General features: G+C 36.3%; 27 protein-coding genes and 1 riboswitch. Of the genes, 8 read left to right on the top strand and 19 right to left on the bottom strand.

Annotated elements, in window-relative coordinates; all coding sequences use genetic code 11:
- Positions 1–115 precede the first annotated feature (115 nt).
- Entirely contained in the window at positions 116–1,333 is a 1,218-nt protein-coding gene (locus ABDZ84_RS10380) for an NAD(P)/FAD-dependent oxidoreductase (RefSeq protein ID WP_026681536.1), read from the bottom strand.
- 319 nt (positions 1,334–1,652) lie between these two features.
- Between ABDZ84_RS10380 and ABDZ84_RS10375 the strand changes: the two genes are divergently transcribed.
- Positions 1,653–2,639 carry an NAD(P)/FAD-dependent oxidoreductase gene (locus tag ABDZ84_RS10375; RefSeq protein WP_026681537.1) on the top strand — a complete coding sequence of 329 codons (987 nt, stop codon included), beginning with the start codon at positions 1,653–1,655 and terminating at the stop codon, positions 2,637–2,639.
- A 61-nt stretch (positions 2,640–2,700) separates the two neighbouring features.
- Here the strand turns inward: ABDZ84_RS10375 and ABDZ84_RS10370 are convergent, their stop codons facing one another.
- The 3 genes from ABDZ84_RS10370 to ABDZ84_RS10360 form a co-directional block, all read right to left on the bottom strand.
- Entirely contained in the window at positions 2,701–3,057 is a 357-nt protein-coding gene (locus ABDZ84_RS10370) for a HesB/IscA family protein (RefSeq protein ID WP_026681538.1), read from the bottom strand.
- A gap of 79 nt (positions 3,058–3,136) precedes the next feature.
- Positions 3,137–3,994 carry a diaminopimelate epimerase gene (gene dapF, locus ABDZ84_RS10365; RefSeq protein WP_026681539.1) on the bottom strand — a complete coding sequence of 286 codons (858 nt, stop codon included), beginning with the start codon at positions 3,992–3,994 and terminating at the stop codon, positions 3,137–3,139.
- A gap of 16 nt (positions 3,995–4,010) precedes the next feature.
- The gene (locus tag ABDZ84_RS10360) at positions 4,011–4,337 is read right to left on the bottom strand and encodes a YuzD family protein (protein WP_026681540.1); all 327 of its coding nucleotides are present in this window, start codon (positions 4,335–4,337) and stop codon (positions 4,011–4,013) included.
- 146 nt (positions 4,338–4,483) lie between these two features.
- Between ABDZ84_RS10360 and ABDZ84_RS10355 the strand changes: the two genes are divergently transcribed.
- Positions 4,484–4,708 carry a NifU family protein gene (locus ABDZ84_RS10355; RefSeq protein ID WP_026681541.1) on the top strand — a complete coding sequence of 75 codons (225 nt, stop codon included), beginning with the start codon at positions 4,484–4,486 and terminating at the stop codon, positions 4,706–4,708.
- 202 nt (positions 4,709–4,910) lie between these two features.
- On the opposite strand, the gene ABDZ84_RS10350 is transcribed toward ABDZ84_RS10355, so the two are convergent.
- Both ABDZ84_RS10350 and ABDZ84_RS10345 read right to left on the bottom strand, forming a co-directional pair.
- Complete coding sequence (locus ABDZ84_RS10350) at positions 4,911–5,876, bottom strand: 2-hydroxyacid dehydrogenase (RefSeq protein ID WP_026681542.1); 966 nt, start codon at positions 5,874–5,876, stop codon at positions 4,911–4,913.
- A gap of 35 nt (positions 5,877–5,911) precedes the next feature.
- Positions 5,912–6,883 carry a protein kinase family protein gene (locus tag ABDZ84_RS10345; protein WP_026681543.1) on the bottom strand — a complete coding sequence of 324 codons (972 nt, stop codon included), beginning with the start codon at positions 6,881–6,883 and terminating at the stop codon, positions 5,912–5,914.
- 89 nt (positions 6,884–6,972) lie between these two features.
- On the opposite strand from ABDZ84_RS10345, the gene ABDZ84_RS10340 reads away from it, so the two are divergent.
- Positions 6,973–7,476 carry a phosphatidylglycerophosphatase A family protein gene (locus ABDZ84_RS10340; protein WP_026681544.1) on the top strand — a complete coding sequence of 168 codons (504 nt, stop codon included), beginning with the start codon at positions 6,973–6,975 and terminating at the stop codon, positions 7,474–7,476.
- Between the two features lie 184 nt (positions 7,477–7,660).
- Here the strand turns inward: ABDZ84_RS10340 and ABDZ84_RS10335 are convergent, their stop codons facing one another.
- From ABDZ84_RS10335 to ABDZ84_RS10325, 3 genes are all read right to left on the bottom strand, one after another.
- Positions 7,661–8,434 (bottom strand): TIGR01457 family HAD-type hydrolase, encoded by a 774-nt coding sequence (locus ABDZ84_RS10335; RefSeq protein ID WP_026681545.1) that lies wholly within the window; start codon positions 8,432–8,434, stop codon positions 7,661–7,663.
- A 94-nt stretch (positions 8,435–8,528) separates the two neighbouring features.
- Positions 8,529–9,161, bottom strand: coding sequence for a helix-turn-helix transcriptional regulator (locus tag ABDZ84_RS10330; RefSeq protein WP_281948885.1), 633 nt, complete (start codon positions 9,159–9,161; stop codon positions 8,529–8,531).
- A gap of 12 nt (positions 9,162–9,173) precedes the next feature.
- The gene (locus tag ABDZ84_RS10325) at positions 9,174–9,614 is read right to left on the bottom strand and encodes a DUF86 domain-containing protein (RefSeq protein ID WP_343781373.1); all 441 of its coding nucleotides are present in this window, start codon (positions 9,612–9,614) and stop codon (positions 9,174–9,176) included.
- A 112-nt stretch (positions 9,615–9,726) separates the two neighbouring features.
- On the opposite strand from ABDZ84_RS10325, the gene ABDZ84_RS10320 reads away from it, so the two are divergent.
- The 3 genes from ABDZ84_RS10320 to ABDZ84_RS10310 all read left to right on the top strand — a co-directional run bounded on the left by ABDZ84_RS10320 (position 9,727) and on the right by ABDZ84_RS10310 (position 11,890).
- A complete protein-coding gene (locus ABDZ84_RS10320; protein ID WP_026681547.1) occupies positions 9,727–9,996 on the top strand; it encodes an SAV0927 family protein in 270 nt (89 codons plus the stop codon).
- A 45-nt stretch (positions 9,997–10,041) separates the two neighbouring features.
- Positions 10,042–11,484 (top strand): amidase, encoded by a 1,443-nt coding sequence (locus ABDZ84_RS10315; protein ID WP_343781370.1) that lies wholly within the window; start codon positions 10,042–10,044, stop codon positions 11,482–11,484.
- Positions 11,485–11,611: 127 nt separating this feature from the next.
- On the top strand, positions 11,612–11,890 hold the full coding sequence (locus ABDZ84_RS10310) for a hypothetical protein (protein WP_281950157.1): 279 nt from the start codon (positions 11,612–11,614) through the stop codon (positions 11,888–11,890).
- Positions 11,891–11,911: 21 nt separating this feature from the next.
- Here ABDZ84_RS10310 and ABDZ84_RS10305 read toward each other — a convergent pair whose 3' ends face one another.
- Positions 11,912–12,187 carry a YutD family protein gene (locus tag ABDZ84_RS10305; protein WP_026681550.1) on the bottom strand — a complete coding sequence of 92 codons (276 nt, stop codon included), beginning with the start codon at positions 12,185–12,187 and terminating at the stop codon, positions 11,912–11,914.
- Between the two features lie 129 nt (positions 12,188–12,316).
- Between ABDZ84_RS10305 and ABDZ84_RS10300 the strand changes: the two genes are divergently transcribed.
- Positions 12,317–12,883 carry a YhcN/YlaJ family sporulation lipoprotein gene (locus tag ABDZ84_RS10300; protein ID WP_026681551.1) on the top strand — a complete coding sequence of 189 codons (567 nt, stop codon included), beginning with the start codon at positions 12,317–12,319 and terminating at the stop codon, positions 12,881–12,883.
- 144 nt (positions 12,884–13,027) lie between these two features.
- On the top strand, positions 13,028–13,996 hold the full coding sequence (locus ABDZ84_RS10295; RefSeq protein ID WP_425542114.1) for a M23 family metallopeptidase: 969 nt from the start codon (positions 13,028–13,030) through the stop codon (positions 13,994–13,996).
- 172 nt (positions 13,997–14,168) lie between these two features.
- Here the strand turns inward: ABDZ84_RS10295 and ABDZ84_RS10290 are convergent, their stop codons facing one another.
- From ABDZ84_RS10290 to ABDZ84_RS10250, 9 genes are all read right to left on the bottom strand, one after another.
- Positions 14,169–14,276, bottom strand: coding sequence for a methionine/alanine import family NSS transporter small subunit (locus ABDZ84_RS10290; protein ID WP_281948883.1), 108 nt, complete (start codon positions 14,274–14,276; stop codon positions 14,169–14,171).
- Between the two features lie 2 nt (positions 14,277–14,278).
- Complete coding sequence (locus ABDZ84_RS10285) at positions 14,279–15,817, bottom strand: sodium-dependent transporter (protein ID WP_343781366.1); 1,539 nt, start codon at positions 15,815–15,817, stop codon at positions 14,279–14,281.
- A gap of 609 nt (positions 15,818–16,426) precedes the next feature.
- Positions 16,427–17,977 (bottom strand): Na+/H+ antiporter NhaC family protein, encoded by a 1,551-nt coding sequence (locus tag ABDZ84_RS10280; RefSeq protein WP_343781364.1) that lies wholly within the window; start codon positions 17,975–17,977, stop codon positions 16,427–16,429.
- A gap of 172 nt (positions 17,978–18,149) precedes the next feature.
- Positions 18,150–18,328, bottom strand: a riboswitch (Lysine riboswitch).
- A 54-nt stretch (positions 18,329–18,382) separates the two neighbouring features.
- Entirely contained in the window at positions 18,383–19,162 is a 780-nt protein-coding gene (yunB, locus tag ABDZ84_RS10275; RefSeq protein WP_026681555.1) for a sporulation protein YunB, read from the bottom strand.
- Between the two features lie 60 nt (positions 19,163–19,222).
- Positions 19,223–20,308, bottom strand: a complete 1,086-nt coding sequence (locus ABDZ84_RS10270) for an HD-GYP domain-containing protein (protein WP_166529780.1) — start codon at positions 20,306–20,308, stop codon at positions 19,223–19,225.
- 522 nt (positions 20,309–20,830) lie between these two features.
- Complete coding sequence (locus ABDZ84_RS10265; RefSeq protein WP_026681557.1) at positions 20,831–21,133, bottom strand: YunC family protein; 303 nt, start codon at positions 21,131–21,133, stop codon at positions 20,831–20,833.
- A gap of 79 nt (positions 21,134–21,212) precedes the next feature.
- On the bottom strand, positions 21,213–22,610 hold the full coding sequence (locus ABDZ84_RS10260) for a bifunctional metallophosphatase/5'-nucleotidase (RefSeq protein WP_026681558.1): 1,398 nt from the start codon (positions 22,608–22,610) through the stop codon (positions 21,213–21,215).
- Between the two features lie 13 nt (positions 22,611–22,623).
- Positions 22,624–23,442, bottom strand: coding sequence for a sulfite exporter TauE/SafE family protein (locus tag ABDZ84_RS10255; protein WP_026681559.1), 819 nt, complete (start codon positions 23,440–23,442; stop codon positions 22,624–22,626).
- A 545-nt stretch (positions 23,443–23,987) separates the two neighbouring features.
- A complete protein-coding gene (locus ABDZ84_RS10250; RefSeq protein ID WP_026681560.1) occupies positions 23,988–24,974 on the bottom strand; it encodes an ABC transporter substrate-binding protein in 987 nt (328 codons plus the stop codon).
- Positions 24,975–25,007: the final 33 nt, after the last annotated feature.

Genomic DNA, 25,007 nt, shown 5'->3' with positions numbered 1-25,007 from the left:
CACCTAACAAGCAGTTAGACATTATTATGTATAAACAATTTCTTTTCCCTTTTCCATTTTAAATGAATTTAGAAAAAAAGCAAAGACAGTGGCACTGTCCTTGCTACATCCACACTTAATAAAAAATGTTAAACTTTCCTTTTTTCATTAATAAACTTAGTCCACCTAATTTCAATAAGTACCGATTATCAATTATTTTTTTCATCACAGTTGCTTTCCAGCCAAACAATTTTTGATCGTTAAATATAACCCCTATCGCATCATTATGGCCTAGAGAAGCTACTGTACCAAGTATTTCCGGTTCAAAGTGCTCCATTTCTCCGCCTTGAATATACGCTTTTACATTATGGGCAACTACGGCTGATTGTTGAATAGCAATTTGTGCTGTTGGTGGATAAGGTCTCCCCGTTTGTTCATTCATAATAAGTGCACAATCGCCAATTACAAATACATTATCATAGTCTGGCGCTCGCATATCCTTTTCTACTGCCACTTTGCCTCGATTATTTTCAAAACCGGACTTCTCAACAAGAGCGTTTGCTTTTACACCAGCTGCCCATACCGTTGTTAGTGTTGGAATTTCCGTTATTTCACCATTTTTTTCATAAACAACACTAGTAGCTGTGCATTCTTTAAGCATTGCTCCAGTAACAAATTCAACTCCGCGTGATTCTAATGAATTCATCGCATATTCTACTAATTGTGGATCAAACCCAGGCAAAATAGTAGGTGATCCTTCAATATTAATTATTCGTACTAAATTTTTATCAATATCATATTCTTCGCAAAGCTCAGGAATACGATTTGCAAGCTCACCTAGAAATTCAACTCCAGTAAACCCACCACCGCCTACAACAATATTTAATCGTGCGGGATTTTTTTCTGATTCGTTGTGATACAAAGCAAAATTATATTCCATATGTTCGCGAATAAGGCGAGCACTATTAATGTTTCCAATTGTAAACGCATGTTCTTCTAAGCCAGGAATACCAAAGGTTGCTGCTTCAAATCCAAGCCCGATTACCAATACGTCATAATCTAATTGGCCATTTTCCAGTTTAACTTTCTTTTCATCTGGCTTAATAGAAATAACTTTATCTTTAACAAATTTCACCTTGCTCATATTTATTACATCTTTAATCTGTATACGAGTTCGATCATGATGTAAGGTTCCTGCTGCGTTTTCATGAAGCCAAGTGGTTTGGTAATGATAATCATTTATATTCACAAGTGTTATATTTGCCTCATTTACTCCTAATGTCTTTTGTAATTTAACTGTAGTCATCATGCCACCGTAGCCAGCACCTAGAATTACTATATTCGGTTTTTTCATTCTAATCACTTCCATTTTTTTTACTATTTTGTACGTTTGTGACATATTTCACTTAATAGTCATTAGAAAAAACTTGGCTACTTTACCAAGTGGATAGAAAAATTAATAGATTTATAATGTCGTTGTCACATAATCGTAATAAACATCCTTGATAATAGTAGCCTTTTTCTATCTACATTTCAACCCTTTCTTTTGTTTCCCCAATTATTAAATTTTTCTTAATAGTAAGTTACAGAGTGCTTTCATGTTCTACTAAGGGGAATTTATGGTACTATAAACAATGGTATACTAAATTTTATCGGAAGTGGAGGGAATTATTGTGACCAAAGAAGTCTATGATGTTACTATCATCGGCGCAGGTCCCGTAGGTTTATTCACAGCCTTCTATGGCGGTATGCGTCAGGCAAGTGTTAAAATAATTGAAAGTTTACCACACACTGGCGGGCAATTAACTGCTCTATATCCAGAGAAATATATATATGATGTTGCTGGTTTCCCTAAGGTTAGAGCACAGGAATTAGTAGATAACTTAGAGGAACAAGCAAACTTATTCGATCCAGAAATTGTTTTAGAACAGGCAATCGAAAATGTAGAAAGGCTTGAAGATGGAACGTTCAAATTAACATCCAATAAAAAGGAAGTACATTATACAAAGACGATCATTATTACAGCAGGAAACGGAGCTTTTCAGCCTCGACGTTTAGACATAGATCAATGCGATAAATTTGAAAACATTAATCTCCATTACCATGTTAAAGATATGAACCAATATAAGGATCAACGTGTTGTCTTACTTGGAGGTGGAGACTCAGCTGTTGATTGGGCGCTTATGCTAGAACCGATTGCCGAAAAGGTAACTCTTGTGCATCGTCGTGATAAATTCCGAGCCCATGAACACAGTGTGGAAAAGCTTTATGCATCGAACGTAGAAATCCTAACACCGTTTGTACCATCAAATATCGTTGCAAATGAGCGTATTGAACAAGTCGTTTTGGAAGAAGTAAAAGGTGACCGAGAAATCACATTGGATGTCGATGCCGTTTTATGCAATTATGGATTTGTTTCTACACTAGGACCAATTAAAGACTGGGGACTCGAAATTGAAAAGAATAGTATCGTAGTAAATTCAAAAATGGAAACCAATATACCAGGGATTTATGCTGCTGGAGATATTTGCACATACGTTGGAAAAGTGAAACTCATTGCAACTGGATTTGGCGAAGGTCCTACGGCTATAAATAATGCAAAACAATATATTGATCCGAAAGCCAGAATTCAACCAAAACACTCAACTAGCATGTTTTAAGATACTAACTATAGATAGATATAAATAATAGCTGAAGCAACTTATTGCTTCAGCTATTTTTCTAACAATCGCCAGGCGCGCCTGCCTTATCTTTTGTTCTAAAAGATGATCCACAACCACAAGATACGATAGCGTTCGGGTTATCAATACTAAATCCGCCACCCATCATATTTTGTTTGAAATCAATCGTTGTTCCTTCAATTATAGGAATATCCTGATTATTGAGAACAACTGGTATTCCATTAATTTCTTTCGTTGTATCTAACTCTTCATTTATTTCGTATTCAAAACCTAGTGAATAGGATAACCCACTACATCCGCCACCTTTTACACCAAAGCGCAAATAGGCACCATCAGACTCTTCTTTCATCATATTTTGAATCTGCTTACTAGCATGATCGGTAATATTAATAGCCATCTCATGGACCTCCCTTTAAGATGATTGCTTATCTTCTTTAAGTATACAAAGTCCTTGAATAGGATTCAACTGATGATACTCAATCGTCATAGTAATAATCTCCTGTAGCTATAACTTCTGCTCCTCCAGTCATCCAGACATAGCCCTGATCATCCCATTTAATAAACAAATCGCCGCCTGGTAAATGAACAGTTATTTGTTCATTACGGTTAACCAAATCATTCAACGCGGCTGCAACTACTGCCGCACAAGCACCAGTACCACAAGCCTGTGTAATACCAGACCCTCTCTCCCATACACAAAAATTTATTTCAGTAGGAGTAAGCACCTCAATAAATTCTACATTTATCCCCTGTGGGAACCGTTTGTCCTTTTCAATTGATGGTCCTAATTCTACTAAAGGGGCATCATCAATATTGTCAACAACAAAAACAGCATGCGGGTTGCCCATAGATACCGCTGTTACTTTAAGCTGCTGATCCATTATTTTAAATTGTTCTGCTACTACTTTTTCTGTTTCACTGCCTATCATTGGAATGTCCGCTCGGTTAAGCTGTGGCTTCCCCATGTTAATTGTTACAAGCTGCACATTATTATTCTGTATTTGAACCTCTGCCTCTACAATATTAGCTTTCGTTTCTATTTGAAATTGAGTGACATCAACAATTCCATGTTCATAGGCATACTTCGCAGTACACCTTAATCCATTACCACAACTCTGCCCTTCTGAACCATCCTTATTAAATATCCGCATACCTAGTGCCGCTCTTTCACTGGGATGAATTAAAATGATACCATCAGACCCTATTCCTGTGTTCATATTAGATACGCTTTGCGCTAACGCTGGCAGCATTGCTTCCTCTAATTTATGCTGGAATAAATCAATATATATATAGCTATTTCCAAGTCCATGCATCTTCGTAAAAGGGATTTTCATGTTCGTTTCCTCGTTTCTATTTATTCTGTAATGGAATGTTATGTTTATCCAATGCATGATAAACTGTTTTTAACCGCGGTATACCTTCAGCAACCATTTCGTCATTGATCATGACAATGGGATAGAATAAATCATCACGCACTATCTTTTCAATAAATGCCTGATGCTTTTCCACATTTGGAGGTTGATCAATATCTATGTATTCATATTTTAGGTGATCATCTATATATTTCCGACCAATAGCAGCTTGTAGCCATTCATAAGTATCCCTAGAGCCTGGTGCGCCAACACAGCTCGCACAAATCTGTTCTGCCCCATATACCGTTATCTTTATTTGCTTCATCCCATCTAGCCTCCTTTATACGATATCTTTTATTTTACAAAATGTTTATCTAAAGATAAAATAAAAATGATTATCAGTTTCAATTATGCCATAGATTTTTTGAAGAATCCGTTCTATAATAGATAGAAGAAAGGAGAAGATGGATAATGCGAGACCAAGTACAAGAAGTATTAAATAAATTACGTCCATTCTTGCTACGTGATGGTGGCGATGTGGAGTTAATCGATGTAGATGAAAACGGCATTGTGCTTCTTCGTCTGATGGGTGCATGCGGGAATTGCCCGAGTTCTACCATTACATTAAAGGCTGGGATTGAACGCGCCTTAATGGCCGAAGTACCTGGAGTAACAGAAATAGAGCAAGTATTTTAAAACAAACTAAATCGATAACATAGCTAATAATTATATTTTATCCTATACAAAGAAGGCCTCCAACGACAAGGATGCCTTCTTTATTTTTGTCTAGGAAATATTGAGCCGCGTCCAGTTCCAGCGCCCAGAACTAGATGACTTCACGACTCGCTCCAGTCGCTACATTTCTAATCGAGCGCTTGCGCTTTTGTTCCTATCTATTTTACCAAACAGGCGTCTTCGGCTGACCGCCTGTTAATACAGAAAGCGTATTATCCAAACACAATTTCCACATAGCAGTTCGTGTTTCTGTACTCGCCGAACCAATATGTGGAAGTGCAACAACATTCTTCAACTGCATTAATGGATGATCAGCATGAATAGGCTCCTCTACAAAGACATCCAATCCAGCTGCCTTTATTTCTCCAGTTACTAAAGCATTCTCTAACGCTGTTTCATCTACTACTGCACCTCTAGAAATATTAATAAAAATACCAGTATCTTTCATTTTATGAAAGGTAGTCTTATTAAATAATTGCTCCGTTTCACCAGTTAAAGGCACAACAGATACCACAAAATCTGAATGGTGAAGCAACGTATCGAAATCTGTATAAGTGGCATTTAGCTGTTCTTCCGCTTCAACATTTCTAGAACGGTTATGGTATAAAACTTCCATTTCAAATCCCTTGGCTCTCCTTGCAATTGCTTGCCCAATTCTTCCCATACCTACAATCCCAATTGTCTTATGGTGAATATCGGATCCCGCCAATAAATACGGCCCCCAGTTGTCCCACTTATCTTTCCGTATATAATCATTTGCCTCCATAAGCCTTCTTGCAGTGGCCATTAACAGGGCAAACCCTAAATCAGCAGTTGTTTCGGTCAGCACATCTGGTGTGTTAGTTACAGCAATATTTCTAGCCTTTGCTGCTTCCATATCAATATTATCGAAACCTACCGCTAAATTCGCAATTACCTTTAAATGAGGAGCTGCATCTAGCAACTGCTGATTAATCTGTTCGCTTAACATGCAAATTAATCCCTCTGCCTCTTTTATTTCTCGCAACAACACATTTTCTGGTACTGGGTCATTCTCTTTTTCCCAAAATTTTATACGGAAGCTATTAGTATAAGGGGCGATTAATTCTTCTGGTATTTTCCGTGTAATATAAATCAATGGTTTCTTCAACGGTATGACCTCCATACGTAATTATGTTCATCATTCTATAGCCAGTGTACCACAGGAATTTGCAGAAGATCACAATCCACCTCTACTTGATTATAAAATTTCCCGAGCTTTTCTTCATATTCTGATTGTGTTTGAAGTAATTGCTTGAATTGCTCGAGTGCATCGTCATTTTCAGATGTTAAATTCCATTCCAAAAAATCAAAAATATGAATAGGAAAAAGTAACCTTGCATATATTAAACGCCAGCTAAACACAGATAATGGTCTGATCGCTTGATAATCATTTAAAAAATTGGAAGAAATTGCACCTGGATCTTTGTTTAAGATGTGCTGTCTTAAAAATTCAGAAATATCTCTCGATGGGTGATCATAAACTAATTCCATTGGCCACATAATGGGCTTTATCAGTTGATTTGTATATCTTCGAAAAGCAATCGTTCCCTGATCTACTTCATAAAATCGCTGTTCCTGTTCACTTTCACGAATATATTGAATTGCATTTTCACTTATACCGATGAAATAAGGAAGTACATCCATTACTAGACGGTAATATGCTGAAGGGGTTTCACGTGCTCTCTGCTCAAGATGATTCTCTAATGTGTTCACTTTATCGATCCATAATTCCTTCCATTGTCCATAGCTGGAAATAGCCTTTGGTTCATATCCATAAGCATTACCAATCTGATGAAATTCGGCTAGTAATTTTCCATCAGATAGAGTAATCTCTCTATATGAAAGTTTGCCTTGAACAACCATAAGCTGCGTATCCTGAAAAACTGTAAACCATTCTCCTTGATTATTTGATATTGGAATTGCCATATGTGTATAGTAGTCTTCCGCTAAATAATAAGCTACAACCGCCTGTTCCATATAAATAATTTCATTGTTATCAATAGAAATGGTAAAATAAACATATTCTCCAGATTTAAAGCATTCTTTGCCGTCAATCCATCTTTTTTCTTCTGGTTGAATGTTGTAATTTTCATAAAGCCACTTTTCATAAGACAAGTAGATCCCTCCTCTGGGCATTTATACTAATTGTATGTTGAAAAGTTACCTTCTTTACTTAAAACTATAAAAAGAGAGGAAGTTACATGATGGGTCAAGAGACAAATCAGAGTGAATTAGAAGTTAAAGCTAGACAATGGCTTACTGAACGTGGAGTGACGATTGATGATATAGCAGAACTCGTTTATTATCTACAGTCTAAGTACCATGATGATTTAACAATAGAAGTTTGCAGACATAATGTTGATCGTGTTCTAACAAAAAGAGAAGTACAAAATGCCATCCTGACAGGTATTCAATTAGATGTATTAACAGAAAAGAAACAGCTAGAGCAGCCGCTACAAAAAACCATTGAGGTTGACGAAAGTTTGTATGGTGTAGACGAAATCATTGCATTATCAATCGTCAATGTATATGGCTCAATCGGCTTTACAAATTACGGGTACATTGATAAACAAAAGCCTGGCATATTACAAAAATTAAATGATAAATCCTCAGGAGAGTGTCATACGTTTTTGGATGATATTGTAGGTGCAATTGCAGCTGCGGCATCTAGTCGCTTAGCACATTCCACTGATGAAGAAAGTTACTAGATAAAGTGAAACTTCAAACCATACTTTTAACTTAGACTGTCAAGCAGTTCTTCTTATATTAGAAAAAATCTAGATTAAGCCATCACTTTTAACATACAAGAAGAGAATAAAAGACGAAGATATCGAAGTCTTATATAGTAAACAGAGAGTAGATATACCATTGGTTCTTCTACTCTCTGTTTACTTAAATATGTTGAAGCCATTCATGTAAACTATGCACATAATAGGTCGGCTGGATTTCAAGGTTTGGGTACTCCTTAATAGGAGTAACACCAGTAAAAACCATCAATGTATCCATCCCTGCACCTATGCCAGCTCGTATGTCTGTAGCATAATTATCGCCAACCATTAACGCTTCATCCTTTTTCACTCCTAACACAGTTAGGGCTTCCTCCATAATAATGGATTCTGGCTTACCAATAAAGGTTGGCGCTACTCCAGTACTAACTGTAATTACAGATGTCAGTGATCCATTCCCAGGTAATAATCCTCTTTCACTGGGAATCGCTACATCGCCGTTCGTAGAAATAAAAGTAGCGCCATCCCTGACAGCCAAACAAGCTTTTGCTAGCTTATCATATGAAATGTTCCGGTCAATGCCAACAACTACAAAATCACAATCCTGATCTGTAATAGTCAGTCCTTGCTCTTCTATAGCTTGATGTAATCCATCTTCTCCTATAACATAACATCTTGCTTGTTTCTTTCTTGCTTGAATAAACTTTGCTGTAGCTATACTCGTTGTCACTATCTGCTGTGCAGTTGCAGTAATCCCCATTTTATTTAATTTCGTAGACACATCTTCTTGTGTTTTTGAAGAGTTATTAGTTACGAACACATGTGGAATGTTATTGGTTTTTAATGTAGCAATAAATTCTGCAGCCGCTTCAATTGGTTCATTTCCTCGATACATCGTACCGTCTAAATCAATTAAATAGCCTTTATACGCATGTTTCATGAATATTCCTTCTTTCTAAACTAAAAAGTCCAAGCGACCTTGCTCACTCAGACAACGTCTTCTTTATTCAACTGCAGTAGAAAGATATAGTCCTTCACCTTTCTTCCAATTGCTTTATTGTCCACATACAATAAGGTTTCCCATCAGTAATACATGTATGTGAAATAACTTCACAGGTAGAAAAGATGTCTTGATACATTGCTTTTTCATTTTGACATACTTGTGTATATTTAGAGGATAACGCAGAAATCGGACAATGATAATTTTTCATTTCATAGTGTCCTACATCTACCTTTTTCAATTCTACCATATATCCATTTTCATCTTGAAACTTAGCCATTTCTTTAACCTTACTATCAAAGTCACTGTCACCTACGAAATCCTCTAGCTGATTCCGTTCCCGCAGCATTCTTTGCCAAAGTAAATCATCAACCGCTCTCTTACCTTGAAGATACTCAAGATCCTGAAGCAGCTCTAATGGCAGTTTTTCGTTTTGATTTGGGAATAATCCATGCCCCTTCTCTGTAAGCTCATAAGTAAAATATGGTCTTCCTAGTTTCTGCTTTATACTATTCTTCTTGATAAATCCATCCCGCACTAGAGATTGTATATGCTTTCGAACAGCAATTTCCGAAATCGTAAAAAAAGGCAACACATCTGTTATAGTTACTTCATGTCCTTTTTTTATTAACGTCAATAGCTTTTGCTTCGTAGGTGTTTGTTTCATAACGTATCACCCCTATGATTCATTTGAAAAAGCGTTAGCTACTCCTAGTTCATTATCTAAGTACACTCTTATATGTGCTGAAAATTGTTTATATACTTGATAATTAGCTTGAATCGTATGTATTAACTTGTTATGGTCGATGTTTGTATAGTCGGTTACCAACACTTTTCTTAGCTGTATTAATTCTTTATAAGCAGTTTCCTCATCTTTAGGAAGAACCTGTTCATCTAACAAAATATCGATAATATCGTTATAACTACCTGGATCACGCATAATAAATCCATCGATCATCATATTTCCAACATCTAATGTACATTCTATTACTATATGTACAGCTCTTTCCAAACTTAATTTATCGATTAACGTTTCTGGAGCGTTCATTTTCAATACATTGATGACCTGGTCCATGTATTGAAGCGTCTGCTGAATCTTACTCCTATCTACAAAATACATGTAACAAACCCCCATTATGAATTACAATCTTATCATACCATATATTATAGGATTATTGAGCAAAACATGATATAGTTAAGGAAAATGTCAATATTCGGAAAAGAGGGATATGATGGGAAGTAAGTATGAATTAATTAAAGATGAAACTGTTACAAAAGAAGTGCGTTATATAAGTTTCATGGGAAAGTTACAGCGTTATGATTTTGCTTTTTTAAAGAATGATGATGATCCAAGCAAAACCACCATTATCAATTTGCGTAAAAATCGATTTACAGTAGTAGGAAAAGAGGATTTAAACGATCCAGGAAAGATAGAGCATATCTTCCATGAGACAGCTATGGAAGCTGATGAAATTCGGAACTTCCTACATGAAGTTCTTTAATTACAGCAAATTTCATGCATAATTTAAATACGAGGAGAATGAAGGATGATGGGAACTGTGATCTCTTCCAACAAGGAAGATATACTTAATTTAGATGTTACAGCTATATCCCATGCTATTAAAGAAAGACAGTTTTCAGTGTTAGAAATCGTTAGTGTTTATATAGAAAAACAAAAACAAATAAATCCGATTATTAATGCAGTAGTAGAAAATCGGTACGTTGAAGCGCTACAACAAGCAAAAGAGCTGGATATGTTTTTAAAAAATAATGAGCCATTATCCCCTCTATTTGGTGTCCCAATAAGTGTAAAAGAATCCATTCATGTCAAAGGTATGAAAACGACTGGTGGACTAGAACATAGAAAAGACTTAATTTCTAGAAAAGACGCAGTAGTTATATCGAAATTACAGGAAGCTGGAATGATTATCTTAAGTAAGACAAATACACCTGCCTTATGTTTTTGTCAGGAAACAGATAATCGACTATATGGTCGTACCAACAATCCTTGGGATATCAATAGGACCTGTGGAGGCTCAAGTGGAGGTGAAGGAGCCCTGTTAGCAGCAGGAGGTGCTCTTGCAGGAATTGGCTCTGACATTGGTGGTTCCATTCGATTTCCCAGTCACTTCAATGGCGTTATTGGTTTTAAGCCCGGTTTTAAACAGGTTTCAGCTCATGGGCATTTTCCAGCTGTTACAAATGATATCCAAAATAGAATGTTAAGCATTGGACCAATGGGTAAATCCGTTCGGGATATGGAACTTATCTATTCAAGCATCTCCGAAAATGAAATAGATGATTGCTCTCTAAAGAATTTTAAGATAGAAATTTTACCTAGTAATATGGAACAACCATTAAATGAAGTAACGAAAAGACTGTTAGACGATATTGAAAAAGTACTAACAAGATCGTTTTCTACTTTTCGACGCATTCCTCCAATGTATCATAACTGCGCTACATTATGGCAAGAAATGCTCTCAAGTAATGGCAGTGAATTAATTGAAAAAGCTGCATTTAATAATGACAGGTCTTTTCTCTTGAAATCTTTTCTTAAAGAAAAACTAACGCAACGCTCTAAGATTCATCCGTATCTGTCGAAAGCAATTTTTGGAGCAAAGCTTTTTAAACCATCGATTAGCCGCATTCGAGAGATGGAAGAGACAATTTTACAGGGAGACAAGATTCTGGGAGCGTATTTACAAAATAGGCTACTCATTTTTCCAATTTATCATACGGGAGCATTAGAGCATGGAAAAGTTTATCGACAAATATTCTCCATGCGGCGAACATTTCTCACTTACATGCCTTATGTAGCCTATGCAAATGTTTGGGGATTACCTGCATTGACCGTACCGGTAGGAAATGATGAAAATAATATGCCAATTGCTGTTCAAATTATAAGTAAATCAGGAAATGAGGATGCAATTTTTCGATTAGGAAAAATGCTTGAAAAAAAATACAGAGGCTATAAACGTTGTGAGCTTTAATCCCTAGCATCATTTCATACGAACTGCCTTTATTTTCTACCCATACAACTCACTATATAGTCAAAACTAATACCAACACCTTTACATTAGTTGTTGGTATTTTGTGTGAAAAGGATGTGTTTAGTTGATGGCAAAAGAAAAAAAGAAGACATATTCAAACTTTACTAATGTGGAAAGTATGCACGACAAGCTAATTCCTGAGGAATTCCCAGAAGGATCTTTTGGTTCTCCAATGAATGAATATGCTCTAGTGGAAGGTAAATCGACTCCTTGGGAAAAAGGACAACGACGGGATAGTGCTTTTGTTTACCCTGATAGAGAACGTCATAAGGACTTACCTAGACAGGCTGATGGCTCACATGACCCACATAATAATCCTGATGGCGATTTTGGAAACGAGCAGTAGCAACATCGAGCTACTGCTTTTTTATGTAGCAATTTTTTGAAGGACAAAATAAGCACATCCAAAATTACAGTATTCATATAAATAGTCATCTAAGGCACTGATCTTATTGTCAACAGGTGCTTTTTGGTTTTGATCTGCATAAAAGCCTTTTAATCGTAACTGGTCATAACCCCAGTCACCAACAATAAAATCATACTTAGCTAATATATCTGAGTACCGTTCTTTTAACATATCCTCACTAAATCCATTTTTATGATTTTCCACAAGCTCGTATTTTTTCCCTTGCAGCTCTATCATATAAATCCCCCCATATATCGTGTCTACAGTTTATCATCTTTTCGAAAAACCCTCCAGAAATAAAATAGTATGATTTTCAACTCAAATTGCAAACTAATGATGAAAAGATATTTTGAATGGAGGATAGCAATGAAAACAAGAACACTTATACCAATCGGCCTGACTTCTTTGCTACTCATTACTGGTTGTGCAAATAATAACAATGCTATTGATGAAAGAGACCAAATACGGAATGAATTAGATCCTAATCAAGAGTTACGAGCTCCGGCAGAAGATGGTGCTGATGATAAACTTGGCTATGTGCGTTATACGAAAGAACAAATGGAAAATAATACAGAAAAAAATCATTCCGTAAGTATTGACCGTACTGAAATGGCGAATATGATTACGCGAATTATGTTGCGTGGTGATGCTTTCGATGAAGTCGCAACACTTGTAACGGACGAAGAAGTGTTAATTGCTTACCAAAAATCTGGCCGTTATGATCAGGATAGAACAGCGGATATGGCAAAGCGTACGGCAATGTCAGTTATGCCTAGATACTTTAAAGTATATGTCTCGGACAATACAAGTTTAATTAATGATATCCACAGTTTGCATAATCTAAGTACAACAGAAGGTGATTATGATAATACGATTCAGAGCATTATTAAAGAAATGAAAAAATCACCTCAAGGTAGTAATAAAGGTATGTAATTAAAAACAGAAAGGAACTGATTGGAAATTCCAATTAGTCCCTTTTAATTTATTGTATAATCAGAACTACTTTGACAAAAAATACAGAACATCAGCTACTTGTAACGTTATTAAGTAAAGAAAATATGCGTGTAAGGGTGAAACATTTTGTATGCAAAACGTTTTTTTTTCATGATCATAATTCTATTTTCAGTTTTTCCGCATACATTTGCACATGCAGAAGAGAAAACGATTTATGATAAAAGAATGGCATTATTCAAAAAAACAGAAGCCTTAAGTCAAATTCCTTGGTACTATTTCGCAGCAATTGATAATTACGAGCGCAACAAAAAACAGGATTCAGATGATGAGAAAGTTATCTCTATTGAGGTACCACCTGAATTATGGTATGGATTAGGAAATTCTTCTATGATCAAGGATGAACGATTAATCGTCTTTTTCAATGGAAAGGGTAAAGATGGCGATGGTGATCAAAAAGCCGATCCGAGAAATTCGGAAGATATTCTTCATACGATGGCAAATTATTTACTTGAATACGGTCAAACGAAGGATGATATAAAAATTGCATTATGGAATTATTATAAGCGGGATTTATCCGTACAGACGATAATGAACACTGCAAAGGTGTTTAAGGAATTTCAAGATATTAATTTAACGGATAGGGATTTTCCTGTTTCTATAGCTCACAATTATAGTTATAGAAGCACATGGGGTGACCGAAGAGGATTTGGCGGATTACGAATTCATGAAGGTACCGATATTTTTGCAAATTATGGAACACCTGTAAAATCAACAACATATGGTGTTATAGAAATGATGGGCTGGAATCTCTATGGAGGATGGAGAATCGGTATTCGTGATATTTATAATATTTATCATTATTATGGACATATGAACGGTTACGATGATGATATTAAGGTTGGTCAAGTTGTTAAGCCTGGAGATGTACTGGGGAGTGTTGGTTCGACAGGTTATGGACCGCCGGGAACATCTGGAAAATTCCCTCCACATTTACATTATGGTATGTACAAAGATAATGGCAAAAGCGAATGGTCCTTTGATCCATACCCTTATTTACGTAAATGGGAACGAATTGCGAAACAAAAAGATTAACAAGATAGTCAATTTAAACTTATATGACTTCTTTGCCTAGACTGGATAGAGAATAAATAATAAATTGAAGCGTTCAAAGGTCTGTTAGAATCGAAAAGACTTCCCTTCACCTAGCTATAGCAACTAGAGAAGGGAAGTCTTTCTGCTACAAATTCGATAAAAAGGTCACTGCTTATTTTACTTCTTTTGATTTCTTCACAGCATACATAATACTTGCAGCTAATCCTCCCCAAATAATTACCATACTAAGAATCATCACTAAAATGACACTGCCAGTCATAGTTATTTGGCCTCCCTCTCCTCTGAATGCTCACTAACACCTTTAGCTTCGGACCTCCACTTAGTAGCAGCCATGACAATACCGATAATAAGGGCTGCTGCTGCAACAAACCAACCTCCAAATACGATAAATATATCTGCATATCCTTCATAATTTCCAGTTTCTGTGTCAAATTGCTTCATTAGGTTTAGTCGGAATAAATCGAACATCATATACCCCAATACTAGAGGTGTAATAACATTTAGACTTAGCGACCACCACCAACCTAGGCGAATATCAGAAATAGCATTGGCATGTGTTTTTAGATCCTTTACTTTACGAAGAATCCATGCAATAAGCACTACTTCAACAAGTCCTATAAGCGCTACTCCAAATTGATTAATAAAGTAGTCAGCTGCATCCAAGAAGAACAGACCACCTTGAGTCGCAAATAAAAGTGAAATAATTGCGGCTATTCCACCTCCAAATAAAACTGCCTTTGATCTGGATATTTTGAATTTATCTGTTAAACCAGCAACATATGTCTCTGTAATTGACATCAATGAAGTTAATCCAGCAAGTACCAATGAAGCGAAAAACAAAAAGCCAAATAATCCATTCAGTCCTGGGAATTCATTAATTATCGCCGGAAAAACTACGAAGGCAAGACCAACTCCTCCTGAGACTACTTCCTCTACCCCTACACCGGATTGAGCTGCCATAAATCCAAGAGCAGAAAACACCCCAATACCAGCTAGTAACTCAAAGCTTGAATTACCAAATCCTGTAATGAAGGCGTTGTTGGTAATATCCGATTTCTTAGGTAAGTAGCTTGAATATGTGATCATAATAGCGAAGGCAATCGATAAACTAAAAAATATTTGCCCATATGCTGCCACCCATACTTCTCCATCTAATATTTTACTGAAGTCTGGAGCAAAAAATGTTTGCAATCCGTCCATAGCTCCGTCTAATGTAATTGCTCGAATAACAATAATAAGGAAAATAATAACTAAAGCGGGAATAAAGATGCGGTTTGCAATTTCTATTCCTCTCTTAACTCCTTTAAATAAAATACCTAGAACTACAACCCAAACGATAATTAATGGAATAAGTACACCTGGTACAAGACTTCCTATTTGTCCTGGTTCTACGGTACGATGTAAAAAGTCATTCATTAAAAACACTTCCGTATCTGCTCCCCAGCTTAAATTAATTGAGAAAACAGAATAGGATATTGCCCAGGCAATAATAACAGAATAGTACGTAGAGATAACAAACGATACGAGCACTGCCCACCAGCCAATAAATTCTGTCTTTTTATTTATTCGCTTATACGTAAGCGGTGCAGAACCACGATATTTATGTCCCATCGTAAATTCCATAATCAAAATAGGAATACCGGCGGTTAGTAGTGCGAACAGATAAGGGATAAAAAAGGCTCCTCCACCATTCTCATAAGCGACAGCTGGAAAACGCCAAATATTTCCTAGTCCAACCGCTGAACCTACAGCAGCCATAATAAACCCTGCTCTTGTCCCCCATTGTGAACGAGTTTCCATTACAATACCTCCCCCTCTTCTTTACCAAAATAGTTGGTTTAAGGAATGTTTTTAAAGTTTTATTTTTTCAGATATTTCTGTTTGTATTATAACGGTACTTTTATACTATGTCAAAGAATTATTTGAATTTCAAGATATTTCTAATTTTAATTAACAAAAAAACAGCATATGTAGTTATTAGATATTTTTAAACAATTATTATAGGCTTTTAGATTAGGTTATTCGTTACTTCTCCAGAAGAAAAAATACTCGATTCCTCATCGTAACACTAGAGATTCTTCGGGTATTTGTACAAAGCTTCTAGCTACATTCCCTCCACACAGAACAAAATAGACTTCATTTCGTAGCTTTAAAAGTTGGACAATATTTTTTCTACTATATAAAAATACTGCCGAGAAAAAATTCCCGACAGCTTGGATTTTAGCTTAAAGTGTATATTTCCACAGAATACCATCGCCATGTTATAAGATAAACTGACTACAACAAGCGAAGTTTTCTATTGTAAGCACCGTAAGAGTATAACCTATTGGTCTCTATTCTAAACCGGCGATTTTACTGTATGTTACATGCCCGATACATAATCATTCGTAGCATAACACCGATCTCGTATTATGACTTTGTGTTCGATAAAAAGTGCAGGATTAATGCAATAGCTAAGACGATAACAAGTGTAGCAATTAAAGGAAATACGACTTGATTGGTGAAACCAATTATAAGATAGCCAATTCCAGCTGAAACAGCTGCCAAAATCGCATATGGCAATTGAGTCAAGACATGATCAATATGATTTGCACCAGCACCCGTTGAAGATAGAATTGTCGTATCCGATATTGGTGTACAATGATCACCAAAAACAGAACCAGCAAGCACTGCAGCCATAGAAGGTAATAACATAGAAATATCTGTAATTACTGTCACCTCAGCTGCGATCGGAAGCATGATACCGAATGTCCCCCAGGATGTGCCTGTAGCTAAGGCCATAAATCCTGCAATCAAGAAGAATAACAACGGTAACCATGCCGGACTAATCGAAGCATTATCTACAATTTGTGCTAAATACTCCCCTGTTTTTAATGTTCCTATCACTGAACCAATTGTCCAGGCCAATAATAGTATATAAATAGCAGGAAGCATTGTTTTCAAACCTTCTACAATAATTTTTCCTGCGTTGCTTTTCGGTTTCCTTTGTAATCCATGAAAAACAAATGATGTTAAAACAGCGATTGTACCACCAATAAATAGCGATAGATTAACATTCGTATTTGCAAAAATGGATATAATGCTAACATTACCATCGCTGGCATTTGCACCTGTAACAAGCATGGATACCACAGTAGCAAGAATCAAAACACCAATTGGGACAAGAAGATGATAGATTTTCCCATCTGTATGTGCTGCAAACGTATCGGTTAAATCTCCCGGTACTCTATCCTGCTTAGGATTTAGTAATTCTCCTGTCTGAATTGCCCTTTGCTCATGTGCTTTCATCGGGCCAATATCCATCTTTAAGTAGGCTACTAAAAACACAAGTAGTATGGCTCCTAATGCATATAAATTATATGGGATCATTTTAATAAACGCCTCTAAAGGTCCTATATCTGTGATGCCATTTGCTACAAATAAGCCACCGATAATACCAATGATATATGCTCCCCAGCTCGATATCGGTGATATTACCGTAACTGGTGCCGAAGTTGAATCAATAATATAGGCTAGCTTTGCTCGTGAAATCTTATGTCGATCTGTTAAGGGTCTTGCTATTTGCCCTACAGCCAAGCTGTTAAAATAATCATCAATAAAAATGATAATACCTAGCACCGCACTCATTACTTGCGCACCGACTCTTGTTTTTACACGTTTGATCATCCATTCACCGAAGGCTCGACTCCCACCTGAAGCTTGGAGAAAAGCTGTCATTATTCCTAATAAAAGTAAAAATCCTAATAACAGAAGGTTACCTGTATTTAGCGAGCCTTCCGATATAAATATAGTATAAATAATAATTCCTATTTCCTTTAGGGAATCCCATATTGAAAAATCATGAATGAGAAGTGCTCCTGCTACAATCCCAGTTCCTAAAGATAATAATACATTTCTCGTTACTAATACCAATACGAGCATTAATATTGCAGGAATAAGGGAAAAAATTGTTCCTTCCATTGTTGTAACCTCCACTATGATTGTTTGCAATAATGAAAGAAAACATACTGTTCAAGAAAATGGGATACGTGGAAAACGGGGCTGCGTCAGAGAATGGGGGCTCTGTAAACACAAAAAGACAATGATAGAAAATAACCTACCATTGCCTTTACAATATACGTTATCCTCCATTTCGATCAGTAGTTCTCCATGCACATTGCTTCTTGCATGACAGTATACTTCTTATTCAAAAGCACACCAGCAATAATAAGGAAGACACTTATTATGCTTCGGCAATACATCCTTTCATCAATCATCATCGTTGTCATCCTCCGACTGATTAATCATATCCATTGCACCTCTACCTCACCGATCTGATAAGGTTTAAATATTCAACTAGCTAATAATAATTATTATAACAAGTACTTAATCAATATTCAAGTCATCCTTGGGAACGGCTATGTTTGGACCACTACTTCCTTCTCCACCACCAAAAAATTCTGGAACATCACCCATAAGTACCCTTGAGTCAACATATACCTTCGTTGTAATTTCCGCAGGCTCGGTCGTAAATGGTACGACAATCTGTGCATTAACGGTAACCGGTATATAAATTTCAAACAATGCAGCATTAATACCAAATTCTTTCATTTCGTATTTTATATCTGATTGAATACTGCCAACAATTTCAAAATGAACAGGGACTTTGGGTCCTAAATTAGCTAAAATAGTACTTCCGGTCACTTGACCGATGGGAATCTCGACTACCGTTGGATCTTTGTCAGCAAGTTCATTTGCTGAATCTCCGTAATCCTTTGGTTCCATATCTGGATCATCCGTATTTAACATTTCTCCTTTGTTCATTCCGTATAAAAAGTATTCCGCTCTAATGGTAGCAGCTCGCAATGCTCTGCTCACTGCTGAAGCATTCCAACCAACAATGGTAGGATATCCATTTTCATCTTTACTAACGTCCATTAAGTCTTCAAAGCTTATGTTTTCCGTTGACTTCACAGCTTCATTAATCGTTCTAGTCGCGAATTCAACTGTCTTCCTTTTGGCTATCTCCATCAGTGGAGGAGTTATCCCTTTATCTACTATTAGAATACTAAGGGAGGTTAATATGACAAATGTAATTGAAGTCATTAAAAAAATCGCCTTAGCTGGAGAAGTTGCTTTTATCTTTAATCCTGATCGTCTACCCATCTAAAAACCCCCTTGCAACAAACATATGCTTGTTCCAAGAAGGTTAGAATGTAAAAAATCTCAATCTATTTTGCATGAGAAAACCACCACATTTAGTACGTTAGCTAAATTAACATCATATGGTTTAGCTAATTTTCTCCCTTGCTCCTTGTTAATTCGAATAATTGGTCTGTCGCAAACATGCGGATTTTGTTTTACAACAATACCTTGTCTCCCATCATTTAGATCAACCATAATACCATTTGGATAAACAACAATAGAACTCTTTAACGCTTCAATCATTTCTCTATCATATAACTGTCCAGATCCGGCATATAAGATTTCTAAACCTTCGTGAGGAAGCATGGCATCACGATATACACGATTACTTGTAACTGCGTCGAACACATCTGCAATCCCTATTAATTTTGCATATTTATGTATCGATTCAGAAGTTATTCCAAGTGGATAGCCTGATCCATCCAACCGTTCATGATGCTGTAAGGCACAAAGTGATACAACAAAAGGTACACTATCCTGACCTACAAGAAAACGGTATCCCGTTCTTGTATGGTTTTGAATAATTTTAAATTCTTCTTCTGTTAATTTTCCTGGTTTTTGTAATATATCTGGGTTAATAAACAGCTTTCCAACATCGTGCAGCATTGCTGCCATCCCTATTTCTTCTAATTGCTTATTAGATAGCTTTAACTTAACACCAATAGCCAGTGCATAAATGGCTACATTTAAAGAGTGTTGAAATATATAATTATCCGATACAATCATATCGGTTAATAATGATAATGACTGTTCGTTTTGTTGCAGCTCATTCGTGATTTGCTGAACAATCACTGAAAGTTCCGATCCTTTTTGATCAAGGATATAAGATCGGTTTGTCAATCCATTATGCTGTAGGGAAAGAAATACTTCCTTAATCGTTTCTGAAGCCTCTCGTCTGAGTGATTTTGATATGGTCGGCATTGCCGCTATATCCTTCATTTCTTCATCCTCAATATAAATGTATGTAATCCCGTGCTTTACTAGTCTATCAAGAAACTGCTTTGTTAAGGCAACACCTTTATTTACCAGAATGACGCCACTTTCATTATATATTGTTTTTGCTAGAATAGCGCCTGGTTCTATTGATCTTGTATTAGCAAGTCTCATTATGTTCTCCTAACACACATATATAGTTATTTACACCCATTCAATTACATAAATCCACTTATTTTAACATAAATCTAATCAAATAGTACCAGAACATACGTGAAATATCTATACCTATTCCTTTATAAATCTATGATTCTTAAGAAACGTATTCATCATTATATGGTAGGTCGTAGGATGTAAAAAAGTGTCTGGTACGAAACGAAAATAGTTAGTCCAAAAGCCGAACGATAAAACAAAATGTTACTACATGGCGCAGTCAAAATCCGTAGGCGCTTTGAAAACAGAGCGTTTTTTCTGTGTACGATGTATCGCTACCGACTCTTCCATATCCTGTGGGAACAGCGCAAGCTTAAGACCCCGCGCAGCAAAACGCTCTTTGCTATCCAAGGAAGCTGAAGCCATGTCCGCAAAAAGCGTAATATTTTGCTGGAGCGGTGAGCGCGAGTAAACAAATAATCTGAACTGATTCGTTCGGATTACGATGTGAATAAAGTAATAATTTTTTCCCTGTCTCTACAGCTAAGAGATTCGGATCAATGCATCTTTCCCTATCATTCCTTCTTCCCAACCATATTGCTTGGATGCATCTGTTATTTTTTGTAACGGTGCATGCAAAAGCTCATCAATTGTCCGAACACCTACCGCACGACCAGCTACTACCTTTCGATCTGCTAATTTTTCATTTAATATATCCACATCTAGAGCTGCACACATGATATAACCGACTTCATTCGAAATAATTAACAAGTTCGTTTTTGGTAATTCTACAACGATAGCCGTAAAAAAGATTCCATCTACTTCTAGCGGGTTTACTGTAATCATAAACGTGTATGGCCTCCTTCATTCTCTTCTTCATATCTATATGCAAATGAAGGGCCTATTGTCACAAAAGCCTAAACGCTTAATCCTTAAATCCTTCTTTTAATGTATAAACTAATATATCTCTTAAGAATTCTGGTAAATAATATTGTTTGATTTCTGATTTAGCAACTTCAGGTAACAGCCTGCCAAATGTAAACGTATCCGCAGTAGCAACCGTATACGTTTTTTCTGGATCTAATGGATAAGACCCTAAAAATGCCTGTTTTACAAAGTACTCCCCATTTTTTAACTCCTCCATATCCATTTCAAGTCCAGCAAACGCCATTTTACCTAATACTTTTCCGCGAAAACCAAAACCCTTTAATTGTAATTGCATAAATTCTTTTGTTTGTGATGCTCTTATTACCTCCAGTAATTCGTCACCATTCAACTTTACGACACATGTATTTATCGGATGCGGACAAATGCGATGTACATCACCATAAGTCACTTTACCAGCAGGTAAACCTTCTAATAGGAGTCCAGCATTTAGCATGGAGCAATCTGCCTCTGTTTGCTTCTTAATAGATTCTGTTAAAGCCTGCAATATTGGCGTTGACTGAAACCAATTTACCTCTAAAGGATATGCTAATTCTATAATCGGTTTAGCAAGAATGGTAGTAGCTTGTTTAGATAATTGCTCTATTCTTCGTTCTGTAGTTTTATCTTTTGGTAAATGAGTTATATTCAACGCGTATGCCTCTTTACGACTCAGTTTATGCTCATCATGGTCCCAAGTTAGAATAACTTCTCCTACATAATGACAATGTTTTCCGGCAGCAGTTATTAATGTATTATTAACATACTCGCCATTACGCAACAGATGATGTGTATGTCCGCCGATGATAACATCAATATCAGGGAAGTTTTTGGCAATTTCTTGATCCTCACTATACCCTAAATGCGATAGCAGAACGACAATGTCTGCCTGTTTTTTCACATTATCAATCACCTGTTGTAACTGTTCAAATGGAGGTGATACATACCAATCTAGTAACTGATAAAAGGCATTAAATGGTGCCGTTAAACCGATAACTCCTATATTTACTCCATGAGCGGATTGTAGAATCGTACTCTGTTGCAGCCACGCTGGTTCTATTTGATCGCTACTATGTAAGTTGGCACATACTATTTCAAAATCAGCTTCATCATAAAGATGGAAAAGATCCTGATGCGATAACGTAATACCTTCATTGTTACCTAACGTAACGACATCATACCCTGCTTCATTCATAAGTTGAACATTTGCTTTTCCCATAAAGGCATCTGATATAGGGTGAACTCGGTCTACATGATCACCAATATCAACTGCCCAACAAGAACAGCCTAATTTACGTCGACTATCCCTTGTCTCTTTAAGATATCCTGTAACACGAGACCATTGATCAAAATTGCTATGTAAATCATTCGTATAATAAAAATAGATATTCTCTTTCATTATGTTATGCTCCTTATGATAGCCCTTGAGAAATCATGCGAATCCCAATAATGATTAATACAATTCGTAATATCCATTCTAGTGTTTTACCTGTTAGAAGTTGGTTAACCCAAGCACCTAATTTTCCACCAATCCATGCACCAGGAATAAACAAGAAAACATACTGCCATTCAATATGCCCTAAAGCAATATGTGTTCCAGCTCCAATAATGCTAATAAAGAAGATCATAAACATCGACGTAGCAGTAGCAATATGCGCCGGTATCCCAAATAATAATATCATCGCAGGCACCATAATGGATCCACCGCCAATACCAAATAACCCAGACAAAGCTCCTACTATTAATGATAGTACAAAAGCTACCCATTTAGACACCGTATATTGATATGTTATTCCATTTAATTCGAATGTCCTTATCTCACTTATGTTATTACTTATCTGCTTTGTTGGCTCTTTTCGCTTAATAAAGAAAAGGAGCGAAATGACAATTGTAATACATCCAAAGTAGAGTAGAAATTGATCACCATCAATAAATTGATTTAACCAAGACCCTATCATGCCGCCAGGTAAACTACCAGATAAAAACAGTAGACCTGTCTTATAATCAACACGTCCACGCTTGTAATAAGCAAAAGTTGATGACATGGCGGTAAAAACCATAGAGACTAATGATATTCCAACAATAGCTTGAGGGGTTGCCCAAGAAAATGCATCGGAAAGCTGGTTTAAAAATAATAGGCTTGGAATGAGAATAATTCCACCGCCTAGCCCCATTAAACCACCTACAAACGCTGTCAAAATTCCTATAAGTATACAAATAACAAAGACCAATCAATATCCCTTCCATCCAACCATTTTTTCTGTCTTATTCAATACTAGCATTGATTTTTAATAATTCCTATATGGAAGCATTCAGTTTAACATAAACTTCAAAACCTCTAATGAAATATTGAAAAACAGCCGTAAACCAAAAGGCTTAAGAACGCTATCTCGTCAACATATAAAGTCTTTTTTTCACGTAATCGATACCAAAAAAATTAATAACTTCGTCCCATAATTGAATCAAAAATAATCTTTCTGGAGATAATATATACAAAAGCAAAGGAGGGATGTGGATGATATATATTCAAGTCAAAGAGAATATTATATTGATAAAAACTTGGCCCATAATTATGACAATCCTACTCATCAAACAATTATGGGCACTGCTATGAAGAGGGGCTTGTCCCCTCCTTCCATTTATAGTATGGATAATTATATATAAAAATATACTATATGGAATAAATTTAATAGAAGATTCTATTAGACATAGACCTTAACTTATGAATCCTACTAAGTCTATAGACTCTATTAAAACTACAAATTAAAACGTAACATTATTTTTCCAGATGTTCTTGTACATTTTTTAAAAATTCAATTCGGCTATAAGCTGGACCACCCTCCATTAGTGGGTCAACTACGTTCACAAACACGTGATCATTTTTAAATGCATTGATGTTTTGTACAATCGAATTCTTTTTCATTTCCTCGAAGGCAGTTTCATTTTCTTCATTTTCACTAGTAGAGAATTGCACAAATAAATAATCCGGATTCATATCAGCTAGTTGTTCAACAGATATTGCCTCTTGTGTTTTCGCTTTCTTCACCTCGTCTGGAACTTCTAATCCCAGTTCATCATATAGTACAGGGTTAAAGAATACACCTTCTGGATAGACGAAAACTTGCCCGCCACGAACTCGAATAGCTGCTACTTTTTTACCTTGGAGCTTCTCTGTTAATGATTCTTCTGCAGTAGCCATATCTGATTCATATTCAGACAAGATTGTTTCTGCATCTGCTTGCTTTCCAGTTAATTCAGCCATTAGCTTCAAATTAGCTTCCCAGTTTGTTGAAATATGCGAAACTAAAATAGTTGGAGCTATTTTCTGCAATTTCTCTTGTACTTCTTCAGGAAATTTCGTTGTTCCAAGTATTACATCTGGCTTCAATTCCAGTATCTTCTCAAAATTTGGCTGTTGTTTTTCTCCAATGGATTCAGCTTCCTCGGTCGCTGCAGCATAAATCTCTGGGAACTCTCCTCCCACAGATATCGCTCCTGTTAAGTTTACATCAAGTACTGTAGCATCCTCCATTGCTTCCATTGCTCCTGTCACAACAACTTTTTCTACAGTTTTTGGTACAGTGTACGCTTCACCAAGATACTCAATTGTTCTTGTTTCGCTTTCCTCGCTAGTATCCTCATTTGCTTGAGCCGTGTCTTCACTATTATTAGAAGAACTTGACTCACTATCTTTATCTCCTCCACATGCAGCTAATACAACCATTAGTAATGCGATTAAACTAACGAACATAAATCTTTTCATCTTTCCTAAACCCCTTCCCGCTATAATAATAGT

Source organism: Virgibacillus salarius (assembly GCF_039521925.1).
Classification (GTDB): Bacteria; Bacillota; Bacilli; order Bacillales; family Amphibacillaceae; genus Virgibacillus; species Virgibacillus salarius.
This window is presented reverse-complemented; position numbering and strand designations above follow the sequence as displayed.